This window comes from Shewanella sp. 10N.286.54.B9, assembly GCF_041468565.1.
Classification (GTDB): Bacteria; Pseudomonadota; Gammaproteobacteria; order Enterobacterales; family Shewanellaceae; genus Shewanella.
In genome coordinates this window covers 1-20,896 of sequence record NZ_JBFRIY010000010.1, presented here as the reverse complement: position 1 = coordinate 20,896, position 20,896 = coordinate 1, and the positions used below count along the sequence as shown (strand labels likewise).

Genomic DNA, 20,896 nt, shown 5'->3' with positions numbered 1-20,896 from the left:
ATTTGTCACTATATAACTTTAATTTCAATAACTTTATTGTTGGAAATCTAGTACTAAATAGCCGGAACTTTAAACTCGGTCCCTTCAATGGACAGAACCACATCACGCGGGCGGATCTCAACCACAGTTAGCTTACCTTGGATCTTATCCCCCTGCTGCAGCTCTTTACCATCGACATTCAACCAACGGTTATCAACCACACTTGAATAAACATGAGCATTAATATTAAATTCAGGAACTTGCAGCTGGAGCCCTGCAGGCAACTGCCCATATTTAGGTATAGGATCTGATTTAGGAGTAGTCGGAATAGGGTCTAATTCCGGTTTAGAGACTGGTGTCGCTACCGCATTCTCACGCTCAACCTCTTTTAGCGCGGCTTCAAATGCAGCCACTAGATTATTATCATTTTTGGGTTTAGGTTTTCTATCTAAACCAACATCAGCCGCCGCGAGATCAACTTCATACTGCAAGGATGCCAGCATATCTTGGCCGCGTTGGTTCGCATTAGCGCCTAAGATAATCGGCTCTACATCACCACTGCTTGGTTGAGTGTTATCAACCATATTGGCGCTATCGGTTTCAACACTTTTCTGTGCAGTAAGCACAGCTGCCAACAAGTCTTGTTGTCCACTATTTGTAGAAGCTTTGCTGCCACCAGAGTTAGCAACAGCCCCATTTACGCTCACAGGTTGTCGCTGAAAGGTGGGGACATCCGTTTGTGGCATAGCCTGCGCAACAGGTAACGCTACCTTTCCGGCAAGCTTAACCCCAGCAGCATTAAATGGCTGCTCACTCAACGCAGGTTGCGCTGTCACTTGCTCGACTTCATTTTGCTGTGTATTTGATCTAGCGAATTGGTCGTCATAAGTATTAGCAACAGGCTTAAGTAACACCTTACTCAACACCCAAGCTAAAGCTATAACCGATAAAAATAGCACGACAAAAATTGCACTACGTTTTGCGATTCGATATTCATTATTATGTGTTTGGTATTGTGCCCGCGGCGTCATCACCACATCATGCTGTATCGCTTGTGATTGTTGCTTATCCCGCGTGACAGCATCCAGTAAAATAGACATTAATACAGCCTCTTAGATTGGCCTAAACGCGGGCCAATATCACTTAAGTAGAGATTTAACTGAACCAATGTTTGCGCGCCAGCAATGCCATCAGCCCGCAATCCATGCTGTCGCTGAAACGCTTTTACTTTTTGCTCAAGTTGACTATCAAATTCACTAACTAACCGCGGTGAAGACTCATTGACCATCGCCAAGCTATTCTCTAGCCATTGCAGCTGAGCTTGATTAGCAGATTTGCCGATTTCATTGACCTGACTCTTTGGCGCTTGCCATAGGATCTCAAAGGTTCCGCTAAAGTGGCGAGTAAACCAATCGCGTTTCACCCACAATTGTTGCTCGTTAAGTTGCAGTAGTATTTGCTCTCCCTGTCTCGCAACCACAGTGCCGTAAAATGCTTGTTGCTGCTCATCGACAAGATAAACAACCGCAGGAAAATTCAATCTCACAATTGAATTCCAATTGCCCTGTTGCTGATAACAAGATAGTCCTTGTTGCTGAGCAGACTGACAAGCGGTTAAACCTATATAGGGTGTTTTCCCCCATAGACCTAATATGCTGGCATAGGCATTATCGATGTCACGGCTTTGCGCTATTGCGCTTTTAAGTACTCGCTGGCTACTGTCTAACTTAGCAACTTTTGCTACTGCTGGTTGGCTACTAGCTTGCGAGGTATTAACCTTACTGACTAGATCCGTCGCATCTTGGCTAAAGAGGTAAAATGCACCACTAAAGGTCAACACTAATGCTGCCGCAACTCCAGCAGGTAACCAAAGATTACGCTTTTCAGGCTCCTCACCTAACACTTCAAGTGAAGCCATATTAATCATCTTGTTATCAATCGGCACTTTAGACTGACCGTAACTGGCCATTAAAGCGCGTTCACACAGCAAGTTGATCAGCCTTGGGATCCCACCACTATGTTTATGCAGAGCTTTTACCGCACTTTTGTGAAATAGTGGCTCATGACGTCCAGCGACCTGCAAGCGATGCTGCACATAAAGTGCAACCTCTTCAACGGTTAGTGGTAATAAGTGATAACGCGCAGTGATACGTTGAGCTAACTGTCGCAGCTCCTGACGTTTAAGCAACTGTTGCAGTTCTGGCTGACCAATTAAAATAACCTGCAGTAACTTTTTGGTATCTGTTTCTAGGTTTGTCAGTAATCTTAATTGTTCAAGCACTTCTGCCTTGAGGTGCTGTGCTTCGTCGATAATAAGAACGGTATTGCGCCCTTTACTGTGGTTATCGAGCAGAAAGGCACTTATGCGGTCAGTTAGCTGCTTTAACGTTGGCGACTCACCGTAAGTTATCTTTAGTTCATCACACAAGGTGGCGAGTAACTCTAGCTCAGTTAGCGCCGGATTTAAGATAAAGGCAGTATCAGTGTTCTCTGGCAACTGATTAAGCAAACAGCGTGATACCGTTGTCTTACCGGTACCCACCTCCCCCGTCAACAATACAAAGCCTCCAGTCTCACCTAAACCATAGGTCAGGTGTGCTAGTGCTTCTCGGTGACGGTCACTTAAAAATAGATAATGAGGATTAGGTGCAATCGAAAATGGATTGTCTTTTAACCCGAAAAACGCCTTATACATACCGCTTTCAATCCTTTTTAGAGCCGCTCACCCACCAAGAGTGGAGATAAATGGCTCTGCAGTTATTCAAACGCTTTGATGCTCGCAAGCTACACCCTTGTAGGCTATATGCGCACCAGCAAACACTTTGCGTATTGATAAAAATGTAGAAATTGCACTCACGTTAAAGCCAAGCACAACCGTTGTCAAAACTTGCTACAAGTTAAACAGCTAAAGTAAGAGGTCTATCGTGGCTGATATTGACGCCGAACATCAATTTATCCATGCTAAACTAGCACTTAAGTCCATAAATGAGCGTTACTGTGAAAATCTACCTTGTTGGCGGCGCTGTCCGCGATAGTTTGTTACATCTACCAATTAAAGATCGTGATTATATGGTGGTTGGCGCGACACCTGAGCAGATGTTAGCTCAAGGCTATAAGCAAGTCGGCAAAGACTTTCCAGTATTTCTGCACCCCAAAACTCAACAAGAGTATGCACTCGCTAGAACAGAGCGAAAAACCGCTGCCGGATATGGTGGCTTTAGTGTAGATGCCGCCCCGAATGTTACCCTCGAGCAAGATCTGCTTCGAAGAGATTTAACCGTCAATGCGATTGCTGAAGATGATGCTGGAAATAGATATGACCCATTCAATGGAGTTAACGATTTAAATAATCGGATCTTAAGGCATGTTTCAGATGCTTTTATAGAAGATCCATTGCGTGTTTTGCGAGTAGCCCGTTTTGCCGCTCGATTCCATAGTCTTGGCTTTAACATCGCAGACGAGACAAAGACACTAATGGCTAAGATAAGCCAAAGTGGTGAACTCGAAGCATTAACCGCTGAACGGGTCTATATCGAACTCGATAAAGCATTGTCGTCCGATGCACCACAGGTTTTCTTTAGCGTACTTAAGGAGTGCGGTGCATTAACCGTGTTGTTTCCAGAGATTGATGCTCTTTTTGGTGTACCACAACCCGAGCAATGGCATCCAGAAATTGACTCCGGAGTACACACCTTAATGGTGCTTGAGCAAGCAGCTAAGCTATCTAACGATAACGCGGTTCGCTTTGCTTCATTAGTGCATGATCTTGGTAAAGCGTTAAGTCCAAAAGAGACACTGCCAAAACACCACGGCCATGGTCAGAAAGGCTTACCTCTTATTAAGGCGCTTTGTAAGCGCTTTAGGGTCCCTAATGAATACCGTGATCTTGCATTACTGGTTAGCGATCAGCATCAAAACATCCATAACGCCTATGAACTTAGAGCCGAAACCATAGTGAAGCTGTTTGATAAAGCAGATTTTTGGCGTAAACCACATCGTCTTCAGCAGTTGCTATTAAGCTGTGAAGCAGATGCTAAAGGACGCACTGGTTTTGAACTGTCGCCCTACCCTCAAGCTGGCTATATTCAGCAGTGTTTTAAAGTCGCGGCTGATGTTGCAGTGAAAGACATAATTGAAGCAGGTTATAAAGGTGCGGAGATCAGACAGCAACTTACCGCGCAGCGTATTGAAGCAGTTCGAGAAGTAAAACGAGATCTCGAAAAATAAGCAAAATACAAAAATTTCAGCAAATATCTATATTAATGGTCTAGTATTATATTTGTGTTACTTAGCATAAAAATTGCACTTAGCTTGCATTTGAGCAAATATTCGCTAAGGTATTCAGACCTTAGCACTAAAATGCATAGCAAAAAATTTTTTCTATGACATAATTAGACTGTTCAGTTGTTATGTGCAGCTGTGCTTATATAATCCAACCTAAATAAAGGGAATTCCCGATGAATAAAAAAGTACTTATGATTGCTGGTGTAGCAATGACTGCCCTTCTAGGTGGCTGTGCAAACACTACTGCTCTTGAAGAAAGCGTTGCAAACCTAGGTAACAAAGTTGACCAGCTTTCAGCTGAAGTTAGCTCACTAAAATCAGATCACGGTAAAATGTCTGCAGACATCAACGATGCAAAAGCAGCAGCTATGGATGCACAAGCAGAAGCTAAGCGTGCTAACGACCGTATCGACAACGTAGCGTCTTCTTACAAGAAGTAATTACGTTTAGGAAGTAGCTTAACTTATTTAAGCGACTCCAAAAGGCTTGGTTCAAGGTAACTTGACCAAGCCTTAAATTTATCTGCTATCGCAACACCATTTCACAACTCAGCGTTCAGCAAACCCCTTCCTTCGCCCTCCATGGCGATCAGGGATAAGTACTTCCGTGTACAAAAAAGCGCCCAAGTATGGACGCCTAATTCAAGCAAGCTTATTGTGACTAACTTTGAATATTAACCGGAATACCATTTTGAGTCAGTAAGGCATCATTTGCTTTAGTGTAATCAACATCTTCTTGCCCAATAAACTCTACCACATCACGATTCATCTCAATCACGCGGTTGCTTTGTCCTTCAGATTCAGACAAAGGGGAATGCACTTCTATAATTTGCCGCCCATCAGGTTCAGTAGAGGTTTTAACGCTCTGGTTAATGACAGTGACAGAGTCACCATACTTAACTTTATTAAAGAGCCACTCGATATCATCAGGGTTCAGACGGATACAACCCGCACTCACTCGCATGCCAATTCCAAAGTCTTTATTTGTTCCATGGATCAAGTAGCTGCCATCACCATAAGAAAGCTGAATAGCGTATTTGCCTAATGGATTATCCGGCCCAGCCAATACCACTCTTGGCAGCTCCTCACCGCGCTCCTCTAAATGCTCCTTGCGGATACTTGCAGGCGGTGTCCAGCTCGGATTAGGGATCCGAGATTTAATTCGAGTCACCATCTCCGGCGTCTCTCGGCCTATTCGACCTATACCAACAGGAAATACGTGTACCTCTTGGCCACCCTTAGGGAAGTAATACAACCTCAGCTCAGCTAAGTTAATCACCACTCCTTTATGCGGTACATCAGGCAACAACATCTGGGTTGGGATTAATAAACGGGTACCCGGCCTTGGCAAAAATGGATCAACACCAGGGTTTGACTCCATTAACTCCAAAATACCTATGTTGTACTGTTTAGAGATTGTTTGGAAATAGTCGCCCTTTTCCACTACATGCTCTTGTAACTCTCCCACTAGACGACTACCGTCTTGCGGGATCTGATACACGTTAGCAAACGAAACTAGCGGTAAAGCAGCTAAGATGAACAACAGCAATGTACGCATCATCAGTATTTAAAATTCCATTAAGTTGAATAAACCAAGATTACCTTGAGCGGCAACTATTTTCTAGTCATCAGGTTAATCATAAAATCTATCTCTAGGGAGTCGAACTTAGCCTGCTGAATATGATGGCGTGTATTGTCATTGGCGCGCCAAGCATAAGGAGTCATCTCTAGTAGCGCAATCGCTTGCTCACCGGAAACGTTCACCTTGATGGACAGTCGCTCGCTCTGGACTAGCTCAAGCTCTTTAGGCAAGTTATGGCTAACAGGCTTTTCAGTCAGATCGGGATAGATAAACTCTCTTATCTGCCACAAGTGCCTAGGTCCTGCTGCCACCTGTAATAAAATCCCATCTTGCTTGAGCACTCGCGTTAACTCTTTACCCTTAAGCTGCTTGTCAATTAAGGTCACTAGATCAAAGCTTTCATCTTTAATTGGCAAGTGCTTTAAGTTTGACACGATATAAGTCGGTCCACTTTGCGACTTAGCTGCCGCAAAAATAGCGTTCTCAGCTTCAGAGATCCCAGTTTGCTCAACATCAATATCAGGTTGTTGCTCAGTGAGAATGCCCTTAACCGTTCTCAAAAAATAACCTTCGCCGCAGTCATAATCTAACTGCGACAATGATGTACCTGCTGCAAATTGAGGTAAGTTTCCAATCATCTCTGCCAGTTTCTGTGCAAGTGGTACATAGATCCCAGATTCAAGCACGTAGCGCTTGGCACGCATCACAGCTCTTGAGTCTACTTTTGGCTTTTTAACCTGGCCAAAGAGCCAGTATCCTTGCTCATTTTTGTCAAAGTGATGCTTATTCTCACAATGTAGCCCTTTAGACTCTTCATGCATCATTAACTCTGATTGGCATATTGGGCAAAGATAAATACTGTTCATAACACGCTCACGATTCAAATAATTAAGTCTAGCTTTACAGGAAGATAAATCCACACAGCACGGCGCCTAGCGCTAATCGATAGATCACAAATGGTGTCATGCCCATTTTACTAATAATCTTCAAGAAGTAATGGATACATACATAAGCGGCAACAAATGACACCACAATACCCAAACCTAGAGCTTGATAATCAATAGCTTGACCACTTGAAATCAGATCTTTCGTCACTAATATTGCTGCGCCGAGGCTCACAGGTACCGACATCAAAAATGAGAATCTTGCCGCTGCTTCACGACTAAGTCCAAGCATCAGTGCTGCAGTAATTGTGGCGCCTGAACGCGATGTCCCTGGTATAAGCGCCATGGCCTGCGCGATACCAATAACTAACGCTTTTTTCCAACCGACTTGGAATTCATTGAAACCTTGGCGCTGCATTCTATCTGCCCACCAAAGCAGTAAACCAAAAATGATAGTCGTTGCGGCAATCACTTCAATATTACGCAAATGCGTTTCAATAAAGCCTTTGGCAGTAAAACCAACAATTACCGCTGGAATAGTGGCCAATATAATCCACCAAGACAACTTACTCTCTTGGGTCTGTTTGCCGCTGGCTATACTGCTAGTCCAAGCCATAAACATAGAAAACAATTCTTTTCGGAAATACATTACCACTGCGAGTAATGAGCCCGTATTCACTGCCACATCAAAAGATAATCCTTGATCCTGCCAATCTAATAATTGCGCCGGTAAGATCAGATGCGCAGAGCTTGAGATGGGTAAAAACTCGGTGAGGCCTTGAATTAGCGCCAATATAATCACCTGAAACGTGTCCATAACTATCCTATTTTAAAAAGCGACTTAAGCAGACCAATTGAACTCAATAGGCCATAATTTTTGTTGTGATTTATCGTATTCGTTCCAGAGCGACTGATATGATTCCAAAACAACAGGATGTTGAAGCTCAGGGGCTATCTCAGCTAACGGCCACAGTACAAATGCGTTGTATAAGATTTCGGCACGGGGCAGTACTATCGGCTTCTGACAAACGATGTCATCATAAAGCAGTAGATCAAGATCTAAGGTTCTTGCAGCAAACTTTTTAGCGCCCACTACGCGACCATGATCTTGTTCAATTTGTTTGAACCTCGCGACGACGTCTTCAATGGATAATTCGGTTTCGGCTGCAACCACCATATTAAGGAAGTTAGTCCCATCAAAACCGACTGCTTCGCTTTCAAAAACCGATGACAGCACTAGCTCATCAAAATGATAATCCAAATCAATTAATGCAGCCTTAAGGTAGCGAACGGGCTCAATATTGCTACCTAAACTGATGTAGAGCTTGGCCATTTATGCATGACCTCTTTCTATCTCGACACCAACAGCAACTGCAGTAGGTACTGCCCCAGGTTTCATCACTTTGACTTTAACCCAAGGTACATTGAACTCATTCATCACACAGCTAGCAACCAACTCAGCAACGGTTTCAATTAACTCTATAGGCTTTTCAGTGATTAGCGCAGTGAGTCGATTAGATACCGTTTCATAGCAAAGCGCGTTCTCATAGGCATCGCTTGCCGCTGCCAAACGATTATCCCACGCCATATCTAAATCCAGTAACAAGGTTTGATGGATCTGTTTTTCCCATTCATAGATCCCAATAACGGTTTCTATTTTAAGTTCTCTAATCAGTACTTTATCCATGTTTTCTCCAAAACCTTAATCATTGCCACTGAGGTCTGATAAGCTAAAACGAACAAAAAGGATATAATCCGTCGCAAAGCTGAGATATTGCTCTATGGCTCTTTCGAACAAGAACAAATCCAAGTAGGATAAGTTCTCGTAAATAAAGAATTAATAAAAACAGCCGCTTTTTATAGCAAGGTAGCTAATAGAGATATTCAAAGCTGTTTTTTATGCTCTCATTCACTGCTAAACCCATAAGGCTGTCAGTTGAATATAAAGAGCATTTTTTTGTGTGGCGCGATAATACCCTAAGACGGATAAGGAAACCAATTTGACCACAATAGCACTAACAATATTAATGATAATGGGCGCCTATTTGGCAGGCTCAATATCGAGTGCTGTTCTGGTGTGTAAAATGCGTGGCCTGCCCGACCCTAGAACTGAAGGTTCGGGAAACCCCGGAGCCACCAATGTGCTGCGCATAGGCGGTGCAAGTTCTGCAGCACTGGTGCTATTTTTTGATATGCTCAAAGGTGCCGCCCCCACTTACCTAGCCTTTAGATTAGGCGTCGATCCAATCTCCTTAGGCCTCATTGCTATAGCCGCTTGCCTAGGCCATATCTTTCCAATATTTTTTGGTTTTAAAGGCGGTAAAGGTGTAGCAACAGCTTTTGGTGCGATGGCGCCAATTGGTCATTTTTTAGCACTATACCTAATGCTCACTTGGGCTATCATAGTCTTAATCACTCGCTACTCCTCTTTTGCTGCTATTTGTACAGCACTGCTCGCACCTGTTTATACTTGGTGGCTCGACGACAGATTTACCATTCCAGTGGCGATGCTTTCAACACTTATCGTGATCCGTCACCGTGACAATATTAAACGCCTGTTAAAAGGTGAAGAATCTAAAGTGTCCCGCAAAAGGCGTAACAAAAGCCTATAGAAATATTTTCTTACGTGGCAAAGGCCATAAAAAAACGGCGCAAGTAGCGCCGTTTTTATATTGATAGCCAGTCGTTAATCGACAGGTTCTAAAGTATCCAGCGGCCATCTTGGCTGACCTTTAACAGCAAGATCATCAGTCTGCCCTGCTTTCAAGCGCTGCAGACCCGCATAAGCGATCATTGCACCATTATCAGTACAAAACTCGCCACGTGGATAAAACACCTTACCACCAAGGTTAGTCATCATTTCAGCTAACTGAGCGCGTAAACGGGTATTGGCACTCACGCCGCCGGCAATCACTAAACGCTGGTAACCCGTCTGCTTCAAGGCACGCTTACATTTTATCGCTAAGGTATCAACCACCGCCTCTTCAAATGCACACGCTATATTGGCACGCGTTTGCTCATCATTTGGCTCTGCCGCTATGGTATTAGCTGCAAATGTCTTAAGCCCTGAAAAGCTAAAGTTTAGCCCAGGCTTGTCGGTCATCGGTCTTGGGAAACGATAGCTATTAGCCACACCTTTAGCTGCCAATTTCGACAACCTTGGCCCACCAGGGTAATCCAGCCCCATTAATTTGGCGGTCTTATCAAACGCTTCACCGGCAGCATCATCAACAGACTCGCCTAAAACCTCATAACGACCAATCCCTTCAACGCCCACAAGCATGGAATGACCGCCCGACACAAGTAATGCCAGAAATGGAAACTCAGGTACGTCATCTTCAAGCATTGGCGCGAGTAAATGCCCTTCCATGTGATGGACGCCTATTGCGGGCTTATCCCATGAAAACGCTAACGCCCGACCTACGCAAGCACCTACAAGCAAGGCACCGATTAGGCCTGGACCTTTGGTGTAAGCAATACCGTCAATATCTTCGATAGTCATATCGGCATCAGCTAACGCTTGACGGATCAGCGGCACGATTTTGCGTACATGATCGCGAGACGCCAACTCAGGAACAACCCCACCGTAATCGGCGTGCAATTTTACCTGACTATATAAGGTATGTGATAAAAGCCCTTTATCGTCATCGTAAACGGCGATTCCTGTTTCATCACAAGATGTCTCTATTCCTAAAACCCGCATTGTTTCTCATCTTTACTTCATATATATTGCCGACAATTCTACCTGCTGTGCTTTAATTACTCCATAGCACAACCGCCATCTGAGTAGATTATTAGTAAGAAGACGTCATTCTGTTCGCTAATAAGGGTTTACAACAGGGGGCGAGTCGGTATAGAATTCCGCACCATTTTTAAATTATCTGAGTCAAGTAATTGTCTCAATACAACCTACACCTAAGGGGTGATGGCGTATGCCAATTATTAAAGTACGTGAAAACGAACCATTCGACGTAGCTCTTCGTCGTTTCAAGCGCTCTTGTGAAAAAGCTGGTATCTTAGCTGACGTTCGCGCTCGTGAATTCTACGAGAAGCCAACTACTGCACGTAAACGTGCTAAAGCCGCTGCTATCAAGCGTCTTGCTAAGAAGCTTTCTCGCGAAAACGCACGTCGCGTACGTTTATACTAATCTCATTATGAGCCTAATTGATCAGCTAAAAGAGCAAATGAAAGACGCCATGCGTGCCAAACAAAAGGTGCGCTTGGGGACTATTCGTATGGCACTAGCGGCCATCAAACAAATTGAAGTGGACACCCGCGAATCTTTGAATGATGACCAAGCTATAGCGGTCTTAACCAAAATGGTTAAACAGCGTCGTGATTCTATTGCTCAATATGCAGCAGCAGGACGTGACGAATTAGCACAAATTGAAGCAGATGAAATTCAAGTACTTGAAGAGTTTCTGCCTCAACCTCTTACTGAAGAGGAAATTGTTGTGCTAGTTGATGCAAGCATCTCTGAGATGGGCGCATCCTCCATGGCGGACATGGGTAAAGTAATGGGATCATTAAAACCTAAAGTAATGGGCAGAGCAGATATGGCGGCAATTGGCGCTATGATCCGTGCAAAACTCAAGTAGTTTTAGTTTTAATGATGAATAAGCCGTGCTTTTGCGCGGCTTGTTTGTTTTCGATTTTCTCTATTTTAACTTCACGAAATTAAAGGCGGCATTTAACAACACTAATGGCGATACCTCGTGATTTTATCAATGAGCTAGTAGCTCGCACTGACATTGTCGACTTGATCGACCCCAAAGTGCCCCTAAAGAAGGCGGGTAAAAACCACTCTGCCTGTTGTCCTTTTCATAGCGAAAAATCTCCCTCTTTCACCGTTAGCAGAGACAAGCAGTTTTACCATTGTTTTGGCTGCGGCGCACACGGAAATGTGATTGATTTTGTCATGGAATATGACCGACTCGATTTCGTGGATGCGATTGAAGAACTCGCAGGACAGTTAGGGCTTGAAGTTCCACAAGAGCAAGGAACCGGCAAGCCTCGCGATCAAGAGCTTAGTCGTGATTTATACCAACTGATGGAAGAGTCGAGCTTATTCTTTCAAAGTCAGTTAAGACAACACCCAGATAAACAAAAAGTACTTGATTACTTAGCCCATCGTGGGCTTTCAAAAGAGGTAGTCGAGCACTTCAATATTGGTTTTGCTCCCGATGGCTGGGACGGCTTACTCAGTCGCTATCGTCAAAATCAAGATTCACAGAACAAGCTGCTCACGGCAGGCATGGTCATCGAAAATGATAGCGGTAAGCGCTATGACCGATTTCGTGACCGATTAATGTTCCCAATTAGGGACAGACGCGGCCGAGTTATTGGCTTTGGCGGCAGAGTTTTAGGAGAAGGTACGCCAAAGTACTTGAATTCTCCAGAAACGCCCATATTTCATAAGGGCAATGAGCTTTATGGATTGTATGAGCTGAAACAGCGTCATCGAGATCCACAACAAGTTCTCATTGTTGAAGGCTATATGGACGTCGTTGCTCTTGGGCAATTTGGCGTTGATTATGCTGTGGCGTCGTTAGGCACTTCAACTACCGCTGATCAATTTCAGCTGTTACTGCGTAGTGCAAAAGAGGTTATCTGCTGTTACGACGGCGACAAGGCAGGCAAAGAAGCCGCTTGGCGCGCACTTGAGACAGCATTGCCACTGTTAAAACCGGGCAATCAAGTTCGCTTCATGTTTTTACCTGAAGGCGAAGACCCTGACACGCTAGTGAGACAGATTGGTAAAGAAAAGTTTGAACAGAATATTAGCCAAGCCATGGCACTTCCTGAGTTTCTATTTGAAAACTTAGCGAAAAAGTTTGGTAAAGAAGACAAAAGTGTTCTGGCAAAAAATGCCATTAAACTGATAGAAAAAGTGCAAGACACTGTATTGCAGAGTCTGCTGCTTGAAGATTTAGCACACAAGCTAAGAATGAACGGTGCTGATGAGCTTAAACGAAAATTTAACTTTTCGTCTAAGACGGCCGATAAACCTAAACAGCACAAAGCGTTGAAAGGACGGGGTACACCATTGCGACTAGCCATTGCATTGTTAGTACAGCATCCGCGCCTAGGTGAAAAATTACCTGAGCAACTCGCGCTAAAACACGTACAAATGCCAGGCATTGACTTGCTAGCCCTTGTACTAGATTTAACTCGCGGCAAAGTAATGAGCAGCGCACAACTACTTGAACAGTTCAGGGGCGATAACCAATTCAGCACCCTAAAAAAACTGACCCAATGGGATCATCAAGTGGCGGATGAAAACTTACTTAAAGAGTTAAAAGGCACCTTAGTGTGGTTAAACAATCAGTATCTGGAGCAACGCTACCAAGAGCTGAGTTTGAAAACTAACCTCACAAAAGATGAAAGATTACAGCTAAGCAAGCTAATTTCAGTGATTAAAAGTAAGGCATAGGTTCAAAATCCGCCTCAAAAGTAAACACTTGGACTAGCACAGTGAAGCACCGAAGGCTATAATTAACGACTTGCGTGGCTGTTTTTCGCCCGTCGTTTTAACTGTTTCCCAACTTGGATGATATCTATGGATCATACTCCGCAGTCGCAACTTAAATTGTTGCTTGCCAAAGGTAAAGAGCAAGGTTACTTAACCTACGCAGAAGTGAACGATCACCTACCTGCAGACATGGTCGACTCTGACCAGATCGAAGATATTATCCAGATGATCAATGACATGGGTATTCGAGTCTATGAACAGGCTCCGGATGCTGATGAAATCATGATGTCTGAAGACAGCACCGATGATGATGCTGCCGAAGAAGCTGCTGCCGCGTTAGCGACAGTGGAAGCTGAATTAGGTCGTACTACTGACCCAGTGCGTATGTACATGCGCGAAATGGGTACGGTTGAGCTACTGACCCGTGAAGGCGAGATTGTTATCGCCAAGCGTATTGAAGAAGGGATCAACACGGTTCAAGCTTCAGTTGCTGAATATCCGCAAGCCATTGCAATGATCTTAGAGCAGTTCGATCGCTACGAAGCAGAGGAAGTTAGACTATCTGACATCATCTCTGGTTTCATCGATCCAAATGCAGAAGACGTTGCGCCAACAGCAACTCACGTTGGTTCTGAACTGTCTGATGAAGAGTTAGACGATGAAGACGATGACGACGATGATGAAGATGAAGAAGAGGAAGGTCCAAAAGGTCCTGATCCTGAAGAAGCTAAAGAGAAATTTACTACGCTTCGAGTTGCTCATGAAAGAGCATTAGAGATCATCTCTATCAAAGGTCGTGGCCACCCTGAATCTACTGTAGCCCTTTTTGAAATCGGTGAGATCTTTAAAGAGTTCCGCTTGATGCCTAAGCAGTTTGACCGCTTAGTTAAAAGCATGCGCGCAATGATGGATAAAGTACGTGTTCAAGAACGTTTGATCATGAAGCTTTGTGTTGAACAAGCGAAAATGCCTAAGAAAAACTTCGTTAAGGTATACACCAGCAACGAAAGTAGCATCGAATGGTTCAATGAAGAACTCGCATCGGGTAAGCCATACGCAGAAGGCCTTAAAATGGTCGATTTTGATGTTCAGCGTTGCCGTGCAAAGCTTGACGCGATTGAAAATGAAACCGGTCTAGCGATTGGTGCGATTAAAGATATCAACCGTCGTATGTCTATCGGTGAAGCGAAAGCACGCCGAGCAAAGAAAGAGATGGTCGAAGCGAACTTACGTCTTGTAATTTCGATTGCTAAAAAGTACACCAACCGTGGTCTACAGTTCTTGGATCTCATCCAAGAAGGTAACATCGGTCTAATGAAAGCGGTAGATAAGTTCGAATACCGTCGTGGTTATAAGTTCTCAACTTATGCAACATGGTGGATCCGTCAGGCGATTACTCGTTCTATTGCTGACCAAGCAAGAACTATTCGTATCCCTGTGCATATGATAGAGACGATCAACAAGCTAAACCGTATCTCTCGTCAAATGCTACAAGAGATGGGACGTGAGCCATCACCTGAAGAGCTTGCTGAGCGCATGTTAATGCCTGAAGACAAGATCCGTAAGGTATTGAAGATTGCTAAAGAGCCTATCTCAATGGAAACGCCAATTGGTGATGATGAAGATTCGCACTTAGGTGACTTTATCGAAGATACCACGCTTGAGCTTCCATTAGACTCTGCGACTGGCGAAAGCTTACGTAATGCAACACACGAAGTTCTTGCAGGCCTAACCGCCCGTGAAGCGAAAGTACTGCGTATGCGTTTTGGTATCGACATGAACACCGACCACACGCTAGAAGAAGTAGGTAAGCAGTTTGATGTAACGCGTGAGCGTATTCGTCAAATTGAAGCTAAAGCGCTACGTAAGCTGCGTCACCCTTCTCGCTCAGAGATTTTGAAGTCTTTCCTAGACGAATAGTCTGAGTTAAGAGACGAGTAGTTTCTAACTAGATTCAAAACTCATTGAAAAAGCTGCCTCATGGCAGCTTTTTTGTTTCTGCGCTTACTAATCGACTTAATATTGATTAACAGATAAGCAGTTGAACCATTAGAGCTAAAATCAGCGAAAAACTCAGGTGACAAGCGCTTTTAAACCTCGTATACTTCTTTTCGCTTTCGGTAGTGACGACTATCCTAAGTCGGCCCCTTAGCTCAGTTGGTTAGAGCATACGACTCATAATCGTCAGGTCCCCAGTTCGAGTCTGGGAGGGGCCACCAATTAAAAACGAAGAAGCCTACCTTGTGTAGGCTTTTTTGTGTCTGAAATTTGTGGGCAATGGAAGCTCTACTCTCAACTGCTAGACGAACGTCATCGTCATCAATTCTCGCAGTTCGAGTCTGGGAGCGCCACCAATACAGATAAACCTGTAGTAGATTAGTTCCTACTACGGCTTTTTCATATCTGGAGTTTACAGTTGTTGTAATAGGTGATGTAGTGTTCTAAGTCACATTAGAAATTCTCTTGCTTGTCTTTCCCCCTTCATTTACCGTTGATTGATTCGTCTTTTATAACGTACATTTACTTTCAGATACTTTGAAATCATAAAGGGATTTATATGGAAGAATTAAAACGTTCAAATGAGTACTCTAGCTATGATCTCATCAAGCTAGCGAGTCAAGCCCAAAGGGAAGGACGAAATGTTGAGGCCTTGAACTTAATGAAGGAAGTGATCCAGCAGGGAACAGATACAGGCGAAGCGTTAGATCGGGGAGTATTTACTAAAATCATACCCTACTTTCAAAAAGCAGGGCTTTATCTAGAAATGGAACCTTATTGCCATGAACACCTGTTCTTACATTGGAACCGTTCGATTTCTCGAAGTTTGGGGCATCAGCCTGTTGATATCCAAAAGGCTTACTTTTTCCTAGGTGTTTCTAAAGTTTATTCAAAAATGGCACTTGCAGCTAAAAGGGAAAAACAAGTCACTGATGAACAAAACTTCCTAAAAGAAGCAAAACACCACAATTCTCTCTACACCCAACATAAATCTATTGGCGAACAAGAACAGCTTGAGATTGAAATTAAAGAGTTAATTGAGCTATTTGGTGAAGACCGCACTAAATGGCCACCAGTCTTTCAACGCAGACTTGGGATTGAATGTACTAGCTCAGATTTGAGCTGACTACACCCATATGCTAATAACAACACTAAAGTTTTACCCCATTCATATGTGGGTGTTCAGCGAGGGCTAACATAGCGAGATCCTCATGAGTGTCACCGTAGGCAAATACTTCACTATAATCACTCAGACAAAACTGTTGCTGCACTTTGGTTGCTTTCATCTCACAACTGCAATCCCCCGCCAGATAGCGACCAGTGTAACTGCCCTGCTCGACAGCCATTTGACTGCAGATTAACCTTATCCCCATAGATTCACACCAAGGCTGTAAATAAATATCGAGAGAGGCTGACACAAGCACAACCTCTGTTCCTTCTGCCTGATGCTGTTTTAGTACCTTCATCATTTCAGGACGGATGGACTTGGGGATGACACTAAGCGCATATTGCTTACCAAGTGTTGTAATAGTGTCTTTGTCTCGCCCTACAAAAGCACAGTAGCTCACCAGTGGCCTAAGCTTACGAGCAGGAATAATGCCCAGTCGGTAAAGTAGGTATAACGGAGAAAGGAAAATAGAGCCTAGAAAAAGCCGCATAGGGCTAGCCGAATATAGGATGAACCGAGTGTACATATCATGATGGGTTAGTGTACCATCAAAATCGAATAGCGCTAATTTCAAGCTGTCTTCCTCTTTATAAACAATCCATGTAACTTGAGTGACTCAACAACAGTATCTCGTTTAACAGTTGTTATCTACCCACTAAAAAGGGCTGCAAAGCAGCCCCTTTATTTCAGATAACAGTGAGCCTAGGACTCGGCAACAACTTTACGTTTCTGGTGGGCTAGGATTAATCCAATCAAACAGATAACACCAACAGCAATTCCCACAGGCTGGCTCATCTCTTGTGGTAAACCAAGACCTATACCTGCAGTCATAATGTAGGACACTGTTACACAGGTACCAACAATGGCAGGTAAGCTGACTATCCAATGGAAAGTGCCGCGATCAAACAGGTACTTAGTTGCTAACCACAATACACTGGTCGATAACAACATATTAGAGAAGGCGAAGTAGCGCCAAATCAATGAGAAATCGATTTTAGTCATGAAGTAAGCAATGATTAAAATTGGAATAGCCAATAGCAGACGGTTACGCATACTTTGCGGGATCTTAAATGCATCAGTAATAGTCAGACGCAGCGAACGGAACGCTGTATCACCTGAGGTAATAGGAAAAATCGCCACGGCAATAATCGCCATAATACCACCCGCAACCCCTAGGTAAGTTGTTGCCACTTGGTTCACAACCAGACCTGGCCCACCCGCATCGAGAATACTCTTAAGCTCTACATAGCCGCCAGGGAATGCTGCAATACCCGCTAAAGCCCATACACATGCGACAATACCTTCAGACATCATCGCACCATAATAAACAGGACGAACGTATTTCTCATTGGTTAAACAACGCGCCATGATTGGCGCTTGAGTAGAGTGAAAACCACTAATCGCACCACAAGTAATAGTCACAAACAGTAGCGGCCATACAGGTAAACCGTCTGGGTTCGGCGCTAATAGGTCATTGTTATAATGGCTATGGTCGAAATAGGCAAAAATATCACCGACTTCAGGTAACTGCGGCGCACTCACTAACAATCCTATTGCGATAGAGACTGTCATAACGATCATCAATAAGCCGAACAATGGGTAAAGCTTGGTGATGATTTTATCGATAGGTAGCATGGTTGCAAAAAAGTAGTAACCTAGGATAACTAACACCCAGAAGGTGTTATTAGCGAGAATCGTTCCCTCAAAGTAATCCAAGCTACTTAGCAGTCCAGCTGGGCTCATAATAAATACCACCCCGACGAAGAACAGCAACATCGCAGTGAACACTAGCATGACGCCTTTAAAGTAGATGTTGAAGTAATGCCCGGCAATTTCAGGCAGACTTTTACCATCCTCTTTGATGCTCAACACGCCTGAGAAGTAGTCGTGTACTGCGCCGCCAATAATGTTACCCAACACAATCCAAACTAATGCGATAGGGCCATACAGCGCACCTAAGATAGGGCCAAAGATGGGTCCAACACCGGCGACATTAAGAAACTGAATGAGGTAAGCTTTAACCGGATGCACTTTTACATAGTCCACACCGTCATCAAAACGTGTTTGAGGGGTTTTTGCTTTTGGATCAATGCCAGCTTGTTTCTCTACAAAAGGGCTGTAGAACTTATAAGCGAGCAATAATAATCCAATACAAATAAAGAAAATAAGCATGTTTTGTTAATCCGTATTTTGTAGGGTAATTATTGTTATCCAAGTGTCAGTCACATCCATTCTACGGTCAAGTAACAATGTGTTATACCAAGGTCGAGTTCGCATGCTTGCGTTTTTAAAGTAGAGAGATTTCACCGCTTTACTGTAATACAACTACATTAACAACAGCTAATTAACAAACCCTACAATAACGGGGAGTTAGTATCTGTTTGACGCCTTTCCGACCCCTTCGGTAATGATTGCCTTAGACCAAGATATAGATTGAATCATCGATGTTATCGTTATAAAAAATAATCACCCAAAAATTAGCTGAGAGTACTATTTAACAATTAGCTTCACTTTATAGCGCTAAGTAGCAGCATTTCTATAGCAATACCTTTTGTAAATTCAACGTAACTTAAGCTCGTTGATTAAGCCCTTACGAGCATCTTCAAATAGAACAGGTATAGACTGAGCCAATCCCCGCCATAAACACCGCCATCGGAGTTCGCTCTGTAAATAAGCGCAGACTTAATCGCTTCCATCATCTCTCGTCTCAATAAGGCATTTCTCTATCCATAAAAATAGGATAGATTGAGTTGTATCAATCGTAATAGAGGAATGTATAAACAGATGAAACAGAAGAGCATATTAGTAAAAAGCTACTTTGCCAAAATTGAAACAGATAAACAGCAGCAGATGTGGGAGGCAAAACCCAAGACCACTGAGTGGGAATATTCTAGCTGCAAAGTGGATTCACAAAGGCTTAATGACGATCTGCAGCAAGCTATTGAGTCTCTTAATGCACAAGGCTATAGAGTGGTGCAAATCACCCCTATCACCTCTGGCGACTTCCACTTTAGCGACCACTTAAGCGATCCGCATCTATTGGGTAATGGAGTGACCACTGAAGGCGGCTACGGTTACGGATTTTCCTACACAGACAGCTTAGTCATTTTGGCTGAACAGGTAGCATCTGAAATTGAAACTCTCCCTGCAGAAGAGCCTACGATTATGTCAGAGGATGTGATTGTTGTTGATTAACCCGAATTGAGATTAAGTGTTAAACGTTCTGAAATAAGAACTCTAGTGTAAATGTAATAATGACTTGATGAATACGCTCAGAGACAGCATCTTCTTTACTCCAGTTATATTCAGGGGTCACTGAGTAAAATAACCAATCACGGGCAAAGTTCTGTCGATAAGTAAAATCTACACTCGCATTTTGAATATAGTAGTAAGGCTCATCGACACTGTGTATTGCCCCTTGGTAACTAATCGCTTGAGTGCTACTAATGTATTGATAAAGCTGCACACTTGATCCCAACTCCCAACCATTTCCGCGGTTCTCGTATTGCGCAGCACCGCTCCAGCGTAGCAGGAAAGTCTCATTAAATGAGTGCTCGACATCCAATTCACTAGACTGTCCAGTAACCTTTTTTTCTTGATAGAGTTTTTGGGTAAAGCGGGCAACGGTATTATCTGAGAACGGGTAAGTGTAACGCCACCTTGCTTCAACTTTGGGCTTTAAATTAGCTTGAATATTAAAACTGCTTCGCCCCTTGGCATACCAATCATAGCGCAGACCAACTTCGCGATCTCGATCTGTATTTGGCGCTTTCGATGCCACAAAAAGATCGTCTTCTTCTGACGAACCCAAAATGAGCTTAAGGCGCTTATTAACGCCTGGAAGGTTTAAACGAGCATTAAAGTTGGCTCTATATTTAAAACTTTCCTCCCCATAGAACGAGAAGTCGTTGTACCAACGGATGACAGTGCCAGCTCGCGCATCCTCTTCTATACGATCGTCAACAAAGAAGCTATCGAACCAGATAGCTGGCTGACAAAATTTGGTATTGAGGTAATCAAATGCTCGATCTATTGTCTGATTTTGCTGCGAGATACTATGGCAAGGATCATCATCTTCCGCCTCGGTTTGAGGGCTTGCAGCTGGCTGTTTAGCGTCTGCTACCTCTGTCTGCTCGCCAGACTGTAATGATGATGCCACTGGTCGCTCAGAAGATGGTTCCGCAGCAAAGGCTGGTAGCAATGCCATTAAGCTAACAATAATAACAGCTACAAATGTTTGGGATTGCGACGACAAGCAATTAACTCAATGACAAGAAGTATTTCCCAATAGTAACACTAGCCACATTTGGGCTACAGTGATTTAACTAAAAAACAGCTTTATCGCGACACAACTTTAGCGAATGACTTAAAACGAAAAAAAGCAGGAATAAAATATTATACCAATTCCATTAAAGATGTGATCAATTCAGAGCTTTCTCAGGGCTTTCAATTCAAGGCGCATTGTGGAAGAAATGGTTATTCCCTTTTAAGACAATGCAACGCAGCAGTGAATGTCCTGAGAAGCTCAC

The 20,896-nt window shown here is 43.5% G+C and carries 20 protein-coding genes and 1 tRNA gene; 10 read left to right on the top strand and 11 right to left on the bottom strand.

Annotated elements, in window-relative coordinates:
- Positions 1 to 53: 53 nt before the first annotated feature.
- Positions 54 to 1,079 (bottom strand): general secretion pathway protein GspB, encoded by a 1,026-nt coding sequence (locus tag AB4135_RS03290; RefSeq protein ID WP_371990292.1) that lies wholly within the window; start codon positions 1,077 to 1,079, stop codon positions 54 to 56.
- Positions 1,079 to 2,674 (bottom strand): AAA family ATPase, encoded by a 1,596-nt coding sequence (locus tag AB4135_RS03285; RefSeq protein WP_371990290.1) that lies wholly within the window; start codon positions 2,672 to 2,674, stop codon positions 1,079 to 1,081. Before AB4135_RS03285 ends, AB4135_RS03290 begins: the two co-directional genes overlap by 1 nt.
- A 302-nt stretch (positions 2,675 to 2,976) precedes the next feature.
- On the opposite strand from AB4135_RS03285, the gene AB4135_RS03280 reads away from it, so the two are divergent.
- Complete coding sequence (locus AB4135_RS03280; RefSeq protein ID WP_371990289.1) at positions 2,977 to 4,206, top strand: multifunctional CCA addition/repair protein; 1,230 nt, start codon at positions 2,977 to 2,979, stop codon at positions 4,204 to 4,206.
- Between the two features lie 230 nt (positions 4,207 to 4,436).
- Positions 4,437 to 4,703 (top strand): Lpp/OprI family alanine-zipper lipoprotein, encoded by a 267-nt coding sequence (locus tag AB4135_RS03275; protein WP_020911298.1) that lies wholly within the window; start codon positions 4,437 to 4,439, stop codon positions 4,701 to 4,703.
- A gap of 220 nt (positions 4,704 to 4,923) precedes the next feature.
- On the opposite strand, the gene AB4135_RS03270 is transcribed toward AB4135_RS03275, so the two are convergent.
- Genes AB4135_RS03270 through folB form a run of 5 tightly spaced genes read right to left on the bottom strand, consistent with a single transcriptional unit; the run spans position 4,924 to position 8,415 of the window.
- Positions 4,924 to 5,823 carry a L,D-transpeptidase family protein gene (locus tag AB4135_RS03270; protein ID WP_371990287.1) on the bottom strand — a complete coding sequence of 300 codons (900 nt, stop codon included), beginning with the start codon at positions 5,821 to 5,823 and terminating at the stop codon, positions 4,924 to 4,926.
- A 53-nt stretch (positions 5,824 to 5,876) separates the two neighbouring features.
- On the bottom strand, positions 5,877 to 6,710 hold the full coding sequence (locus tag AB4135_RS03265) for a putative RNA methyltransferase (protein ID WP_371990285.1): 834 nt from the start codon (positions 6,708 to 6,710) through the stop codon (positions 5,877 to 5,879).
- Positions 6,711 to 6,744: 34 nt separating this feature from the next.
- On the bottom strand, positions 6,745 to 7,545 hold the full coding sequence (locus AB4135_RS03260) for an undecaprenyl-diphosphate phosphatase (protein ID WP_371990283.1): 801 nt from the start codon (positions 7,543 to 7,545) through the stop codon (positions 6,745 to 6,747).
- Positions 7,546 to 7,569: 24 nt separating this feature from the next.
- The gene (gene folK, locus AB4135_RS03255; protein ID WP_371990281.1) at positions 7,570 to 8,061 is read right to left on the bottom strand and encodes a 2-amino-4-hydroxy-6-hydroxymethyldihydropteridine diphosphokinase; all 492 of its coding nucleotides are present in this window, start codon (positions 8,059 to 8,061) and stop codon (positions 7,570 to 7,572) included.
- Complete coding sequence (gene folB, locus AB4135_RS03250; RefSeq protein ID WP_371990279.1) at positions 8,062 to 8,415, bottom strand: dihydroneopterin aldolase; 354 nt, start codon at positions 8,413 to 8,415, stop codon at positions 8,062 to 8,064.
- A 313-nt stretch (positions 8,416 to 8,728) separates the two neighbouring features.
- On the opposite strand from folB, the gene plsY reads away from it, so the two are divergent.
- The gene (gene plsY, locus AB4135_RS03245; RefSeq protein ID WP_371990277.1) at positions 8,729 to 9,340 is read left to right on the top strand and encodes a glycerol-3-phosphate 1-O-acyltransferase PlsY; all 612 of its coding nucleotides are present in this window, start codon (positions 8,729 to 8,731) and stop codon (positions 9,338 to 9,340) included.
- A gap of 74 nt (positions 9,341 to 9,414) precedes the next feature.
- Here the strand turns inward: plsY and tsaD are convergent, their stop codons facing one another.
- Entirely contained in the window at positions 9,415 to 10,431 is a 1,017-nt protein-coding gene (gene tsaD / locus AB4135_RS03240; protein ID WP_248973252.1) for a tRNA (adenosine(37)-N6)-threonylcarbamoyltransferase complex transferase subunit TsaD, read from the bottom strand.
- A 229-nt stretch (positions 10,432 to 10,660) separates the two neighbouring features.
- On the opposite strand from tsaD, the gene rpsU reads away from it, so the two are divergent.
- The 6 genes from rpsU (at position 10,661) to AB4135_RS03210 (ending at position 16,325) form a co-directional block, all read left to right on the top strand.
- Positions 10,661 to 10,876: a 30S ribosomal protein S21 gene (rpsU, locus tag AB4135_RS03235; protein ID WP_020911290.1), complete on the top strand. Its 216-nt coding sequence runs from the start codon at positions 10,661 to 10,663 to the stop codon at positions 10,874 to 10,876.
- 7 nt (positions 10,877 to 10,883) lie between these two features.
- Positions 10,884 to 11,327: a GatB/YqeY domain-containing protein gene (locus AB4135_RS03230; protein WP_371990274.1), complete on the top strand. Its 444-nt coding sequence runs from the start codon at positions 10,884 to 10,886 to the stop codon at positions 11,325 to 11,327.
- Positions 11,328 to 11,431: 104 nt separating this feature from the next.
- On the top strand, positions 11,432 to 13,162 hold the full coding sequence (dnaG, locus tag AB4135_RS03225) for a DNA primase (RefSeq protein WP_371990272.1): 1,731 nt from the start codon (positions 11,432 to 11,434) through the stop codon (positions 13,160 to 13,162).
- Positions 13,163 to 13,288: 126 nt separating this feature from the next.
- Positions 13,289 to 15,121 carry an RNA polymerase sigma factor RpoD gene (gene rpoD, locus AB4135_RS03220; RefSeq protein WP_371990270.1) on the top strand — a complete coding sequence of 611 codons (1,833 nt, stop codon included), beginning with the start codon at positions 13,289 to 13,291 and terminating at the stop codon, positions 15,119 to 15,121.
- 222 nt (positions 15,122 to 15,343) lie between these two features.
- Positions 15,344 to 15,420, top strand: a tRNA-Ile gene (locus tag AB4135_RS03215).
- 338 nt (positions 15,421 to 15,758) lie between these two features.
- Positions 15,759 to 16,325, top strand: coding sequence for a hypothetical protein (locus tag AB4135_RS03210; protein WP_371990268.1), 567 nt, complete (start codon positions 15,759 to 15,761; stop codon positions 16,323 to 16,325).
- A 25-nt stretch (positions 16,326 to 16,350) separates the two neighbouring features.
- On the opposite strand, the gene AB4135_RS03205 is transcribed toward AB4135_RS03210, so the two are convergent.
- Positions 16,351 to 16,941 carry an HAD family hydrolase gene (locus tag AB4135_RS03205; RefSeq protein WP_371990266.1) on the bottom strand — a complete coding sequence of 197 codons (591 nt, stop codon included), beginning with the start codon at positions 16,939 to 16,941 and terminating at the stop codon, positions 16,351 to 16,353.
- 128 nt (positions 16,942 to 17,069) lie between these two features.
- Positions 17,070 to 18,539, bottom strand: a complete 1,470-nt coding sequence (locus tag AB4135_RS03200; protein ID WP_371990264.1) for a carbon starvation protein A — start codon at positions 18,537 to 18,539, stop codon at positions 17,070 to 17,072.
- 612 nt (positions 18,540 to 19,151) lie between these two features.
- Here AB4135_RS03200 and AB4135_RS03195 point away from each other — a divergent pair.
- Positions 19,152 to 19,562: a hypothetical protein gene (locus AB4135_RS03195; protein ID WP_371990262.1), complete on the top strand. Its 411-nt coding sequence runs from the start codon at positions 19,152 to 19,154 to the stop codon at positions 19,560 to 19,562.
- A 19-nt stretch (positions 19,563 to 19,581) separates the two neighbouring features.
- Here the strand turns inward: AB4135_RS03195 and AB4135_RS03190 are convergent, their stop codons facing one another.
- Positions 19,582 to 20,622 (bottom strand): hypothetical protein, encoded by a 1,041-nt coding sequence (locus AB4135_RS03190; protein ID WP_371990260.1) that lies wholly within the window; start codon positions 20,620 to 20,622, stop codon positions 19,582 to 19,584.
- Positions 20,623 to 20,896: the final 274 nt, after the last annotated feature.

Bases quoted from the DNA above. Each gene is read 5' to 3' on its own strand.
- AB4135_RS03290 (WP_371990292.1), bottom strand. From the start codon at position 1,079: ATGTCTATTTTACTGGATGCTGTCACGCGGGATAAGCAACAATCACAA.
- AB4135_RS03285 (WP_371990290.1), bottom strand. From the start codon at position 2,674: ATGTATAAGGCGTTTTTCGGGTTAAAAGACAATCCATTTTCGATTGCA.
- AB4135_RS03275 (WP_020911298.1), top strand. From the start codon at position 4,437: ATGAATAAAAAAGTACTTATGATTGCTGGTGTAGCAATGACTGCCCTT.
- AB4135_RS03270 (WP_371990287.1), bottom strand. From the start codon at position 5,823: ATGATGCGTACATTGCTGTTGTTCATCTTAGCTGCTTTACCGCTAGTT.
- AB4135_RS03265 (WP_371990285.1), bottom strand. From the start codon at position 6,710: ATGAACAGTATTTATCTTTGCCCAATATGCCAATCAGAGTTAATGATG.
- AB4135_RS03260 (WP_371990283.1), bottom strand. From the start codon at position 7,545: ATGGACACGTTTCAGGTGATTATATTGGCGCTAATTCAAGGCCTCACC.
- folK (WP_371990281.1), bottom strand. From the start codon at position 8,061: ATGGCCAAGCTCTACATCAGTTTAGGTAGCAATATTGAGCCCGTTCGC.
- folB (WP_371990279.1), bottom strand. From the start codon at position 8,415: ATGGATAAAGTACTGATTAGAGAACTTAAAATAGAAACCGTTATTGGG.
- tsaD (WP_248973252.1), bottom strand. From the start codon at position 10,431: ATGCGGGTTTTAGGAATAGAGACATCTTGTGATGAAACAGGAATCGCC.
- rpsU (WP_020911290.1), top strand. From the start codon at position 10,661: ATGCCAATTATTAAAGTACGTGAAAACGAACCATTCGACGTAGCTCTT.
- AB4135_RS03230 (WP_371990274.1), top strand. From the start codon at position 10,884: ATGAGCCTAATTGATCAGCTAAAAGAGCAAATGAAAGACGCCATGCGT.
- dnaG (WP_371990272.1), top strand. From the start codon at position 11,432: ATGGCGATACCTCGTGATTTTATCAATGAGCTAGTAGCTCGCACTGAC.
- rpoD (WP_371990270.1), top strand. From the start codon at position 13,289: ATGGATCATACTCCGCAGTCGCAACTTAAATTGTTGCTTGCCAAAGGT.
- AB4135_RS03210 (WP_371990268.1), top strand. From the start codon at position 15,759: ATGGAAGAATTAAAACGTTCAAATGAGTACTCTAGCTATGATCTCATC.
- AB4135_RS03200 (WP_371990264.1), bottom strand. From the start codon at position 18,539: ATGCTTATTTTCTTTATTTGTATTGGATTATTATTGCTCGCTTATAAG.
- AB4135_RS03195 (WP_371990262.1), top strand. From the start codon at position 19,152: ATGAAACAGAAGAGCATATTAGTAAAAAGCTACTTTGCCAAAATTGAA.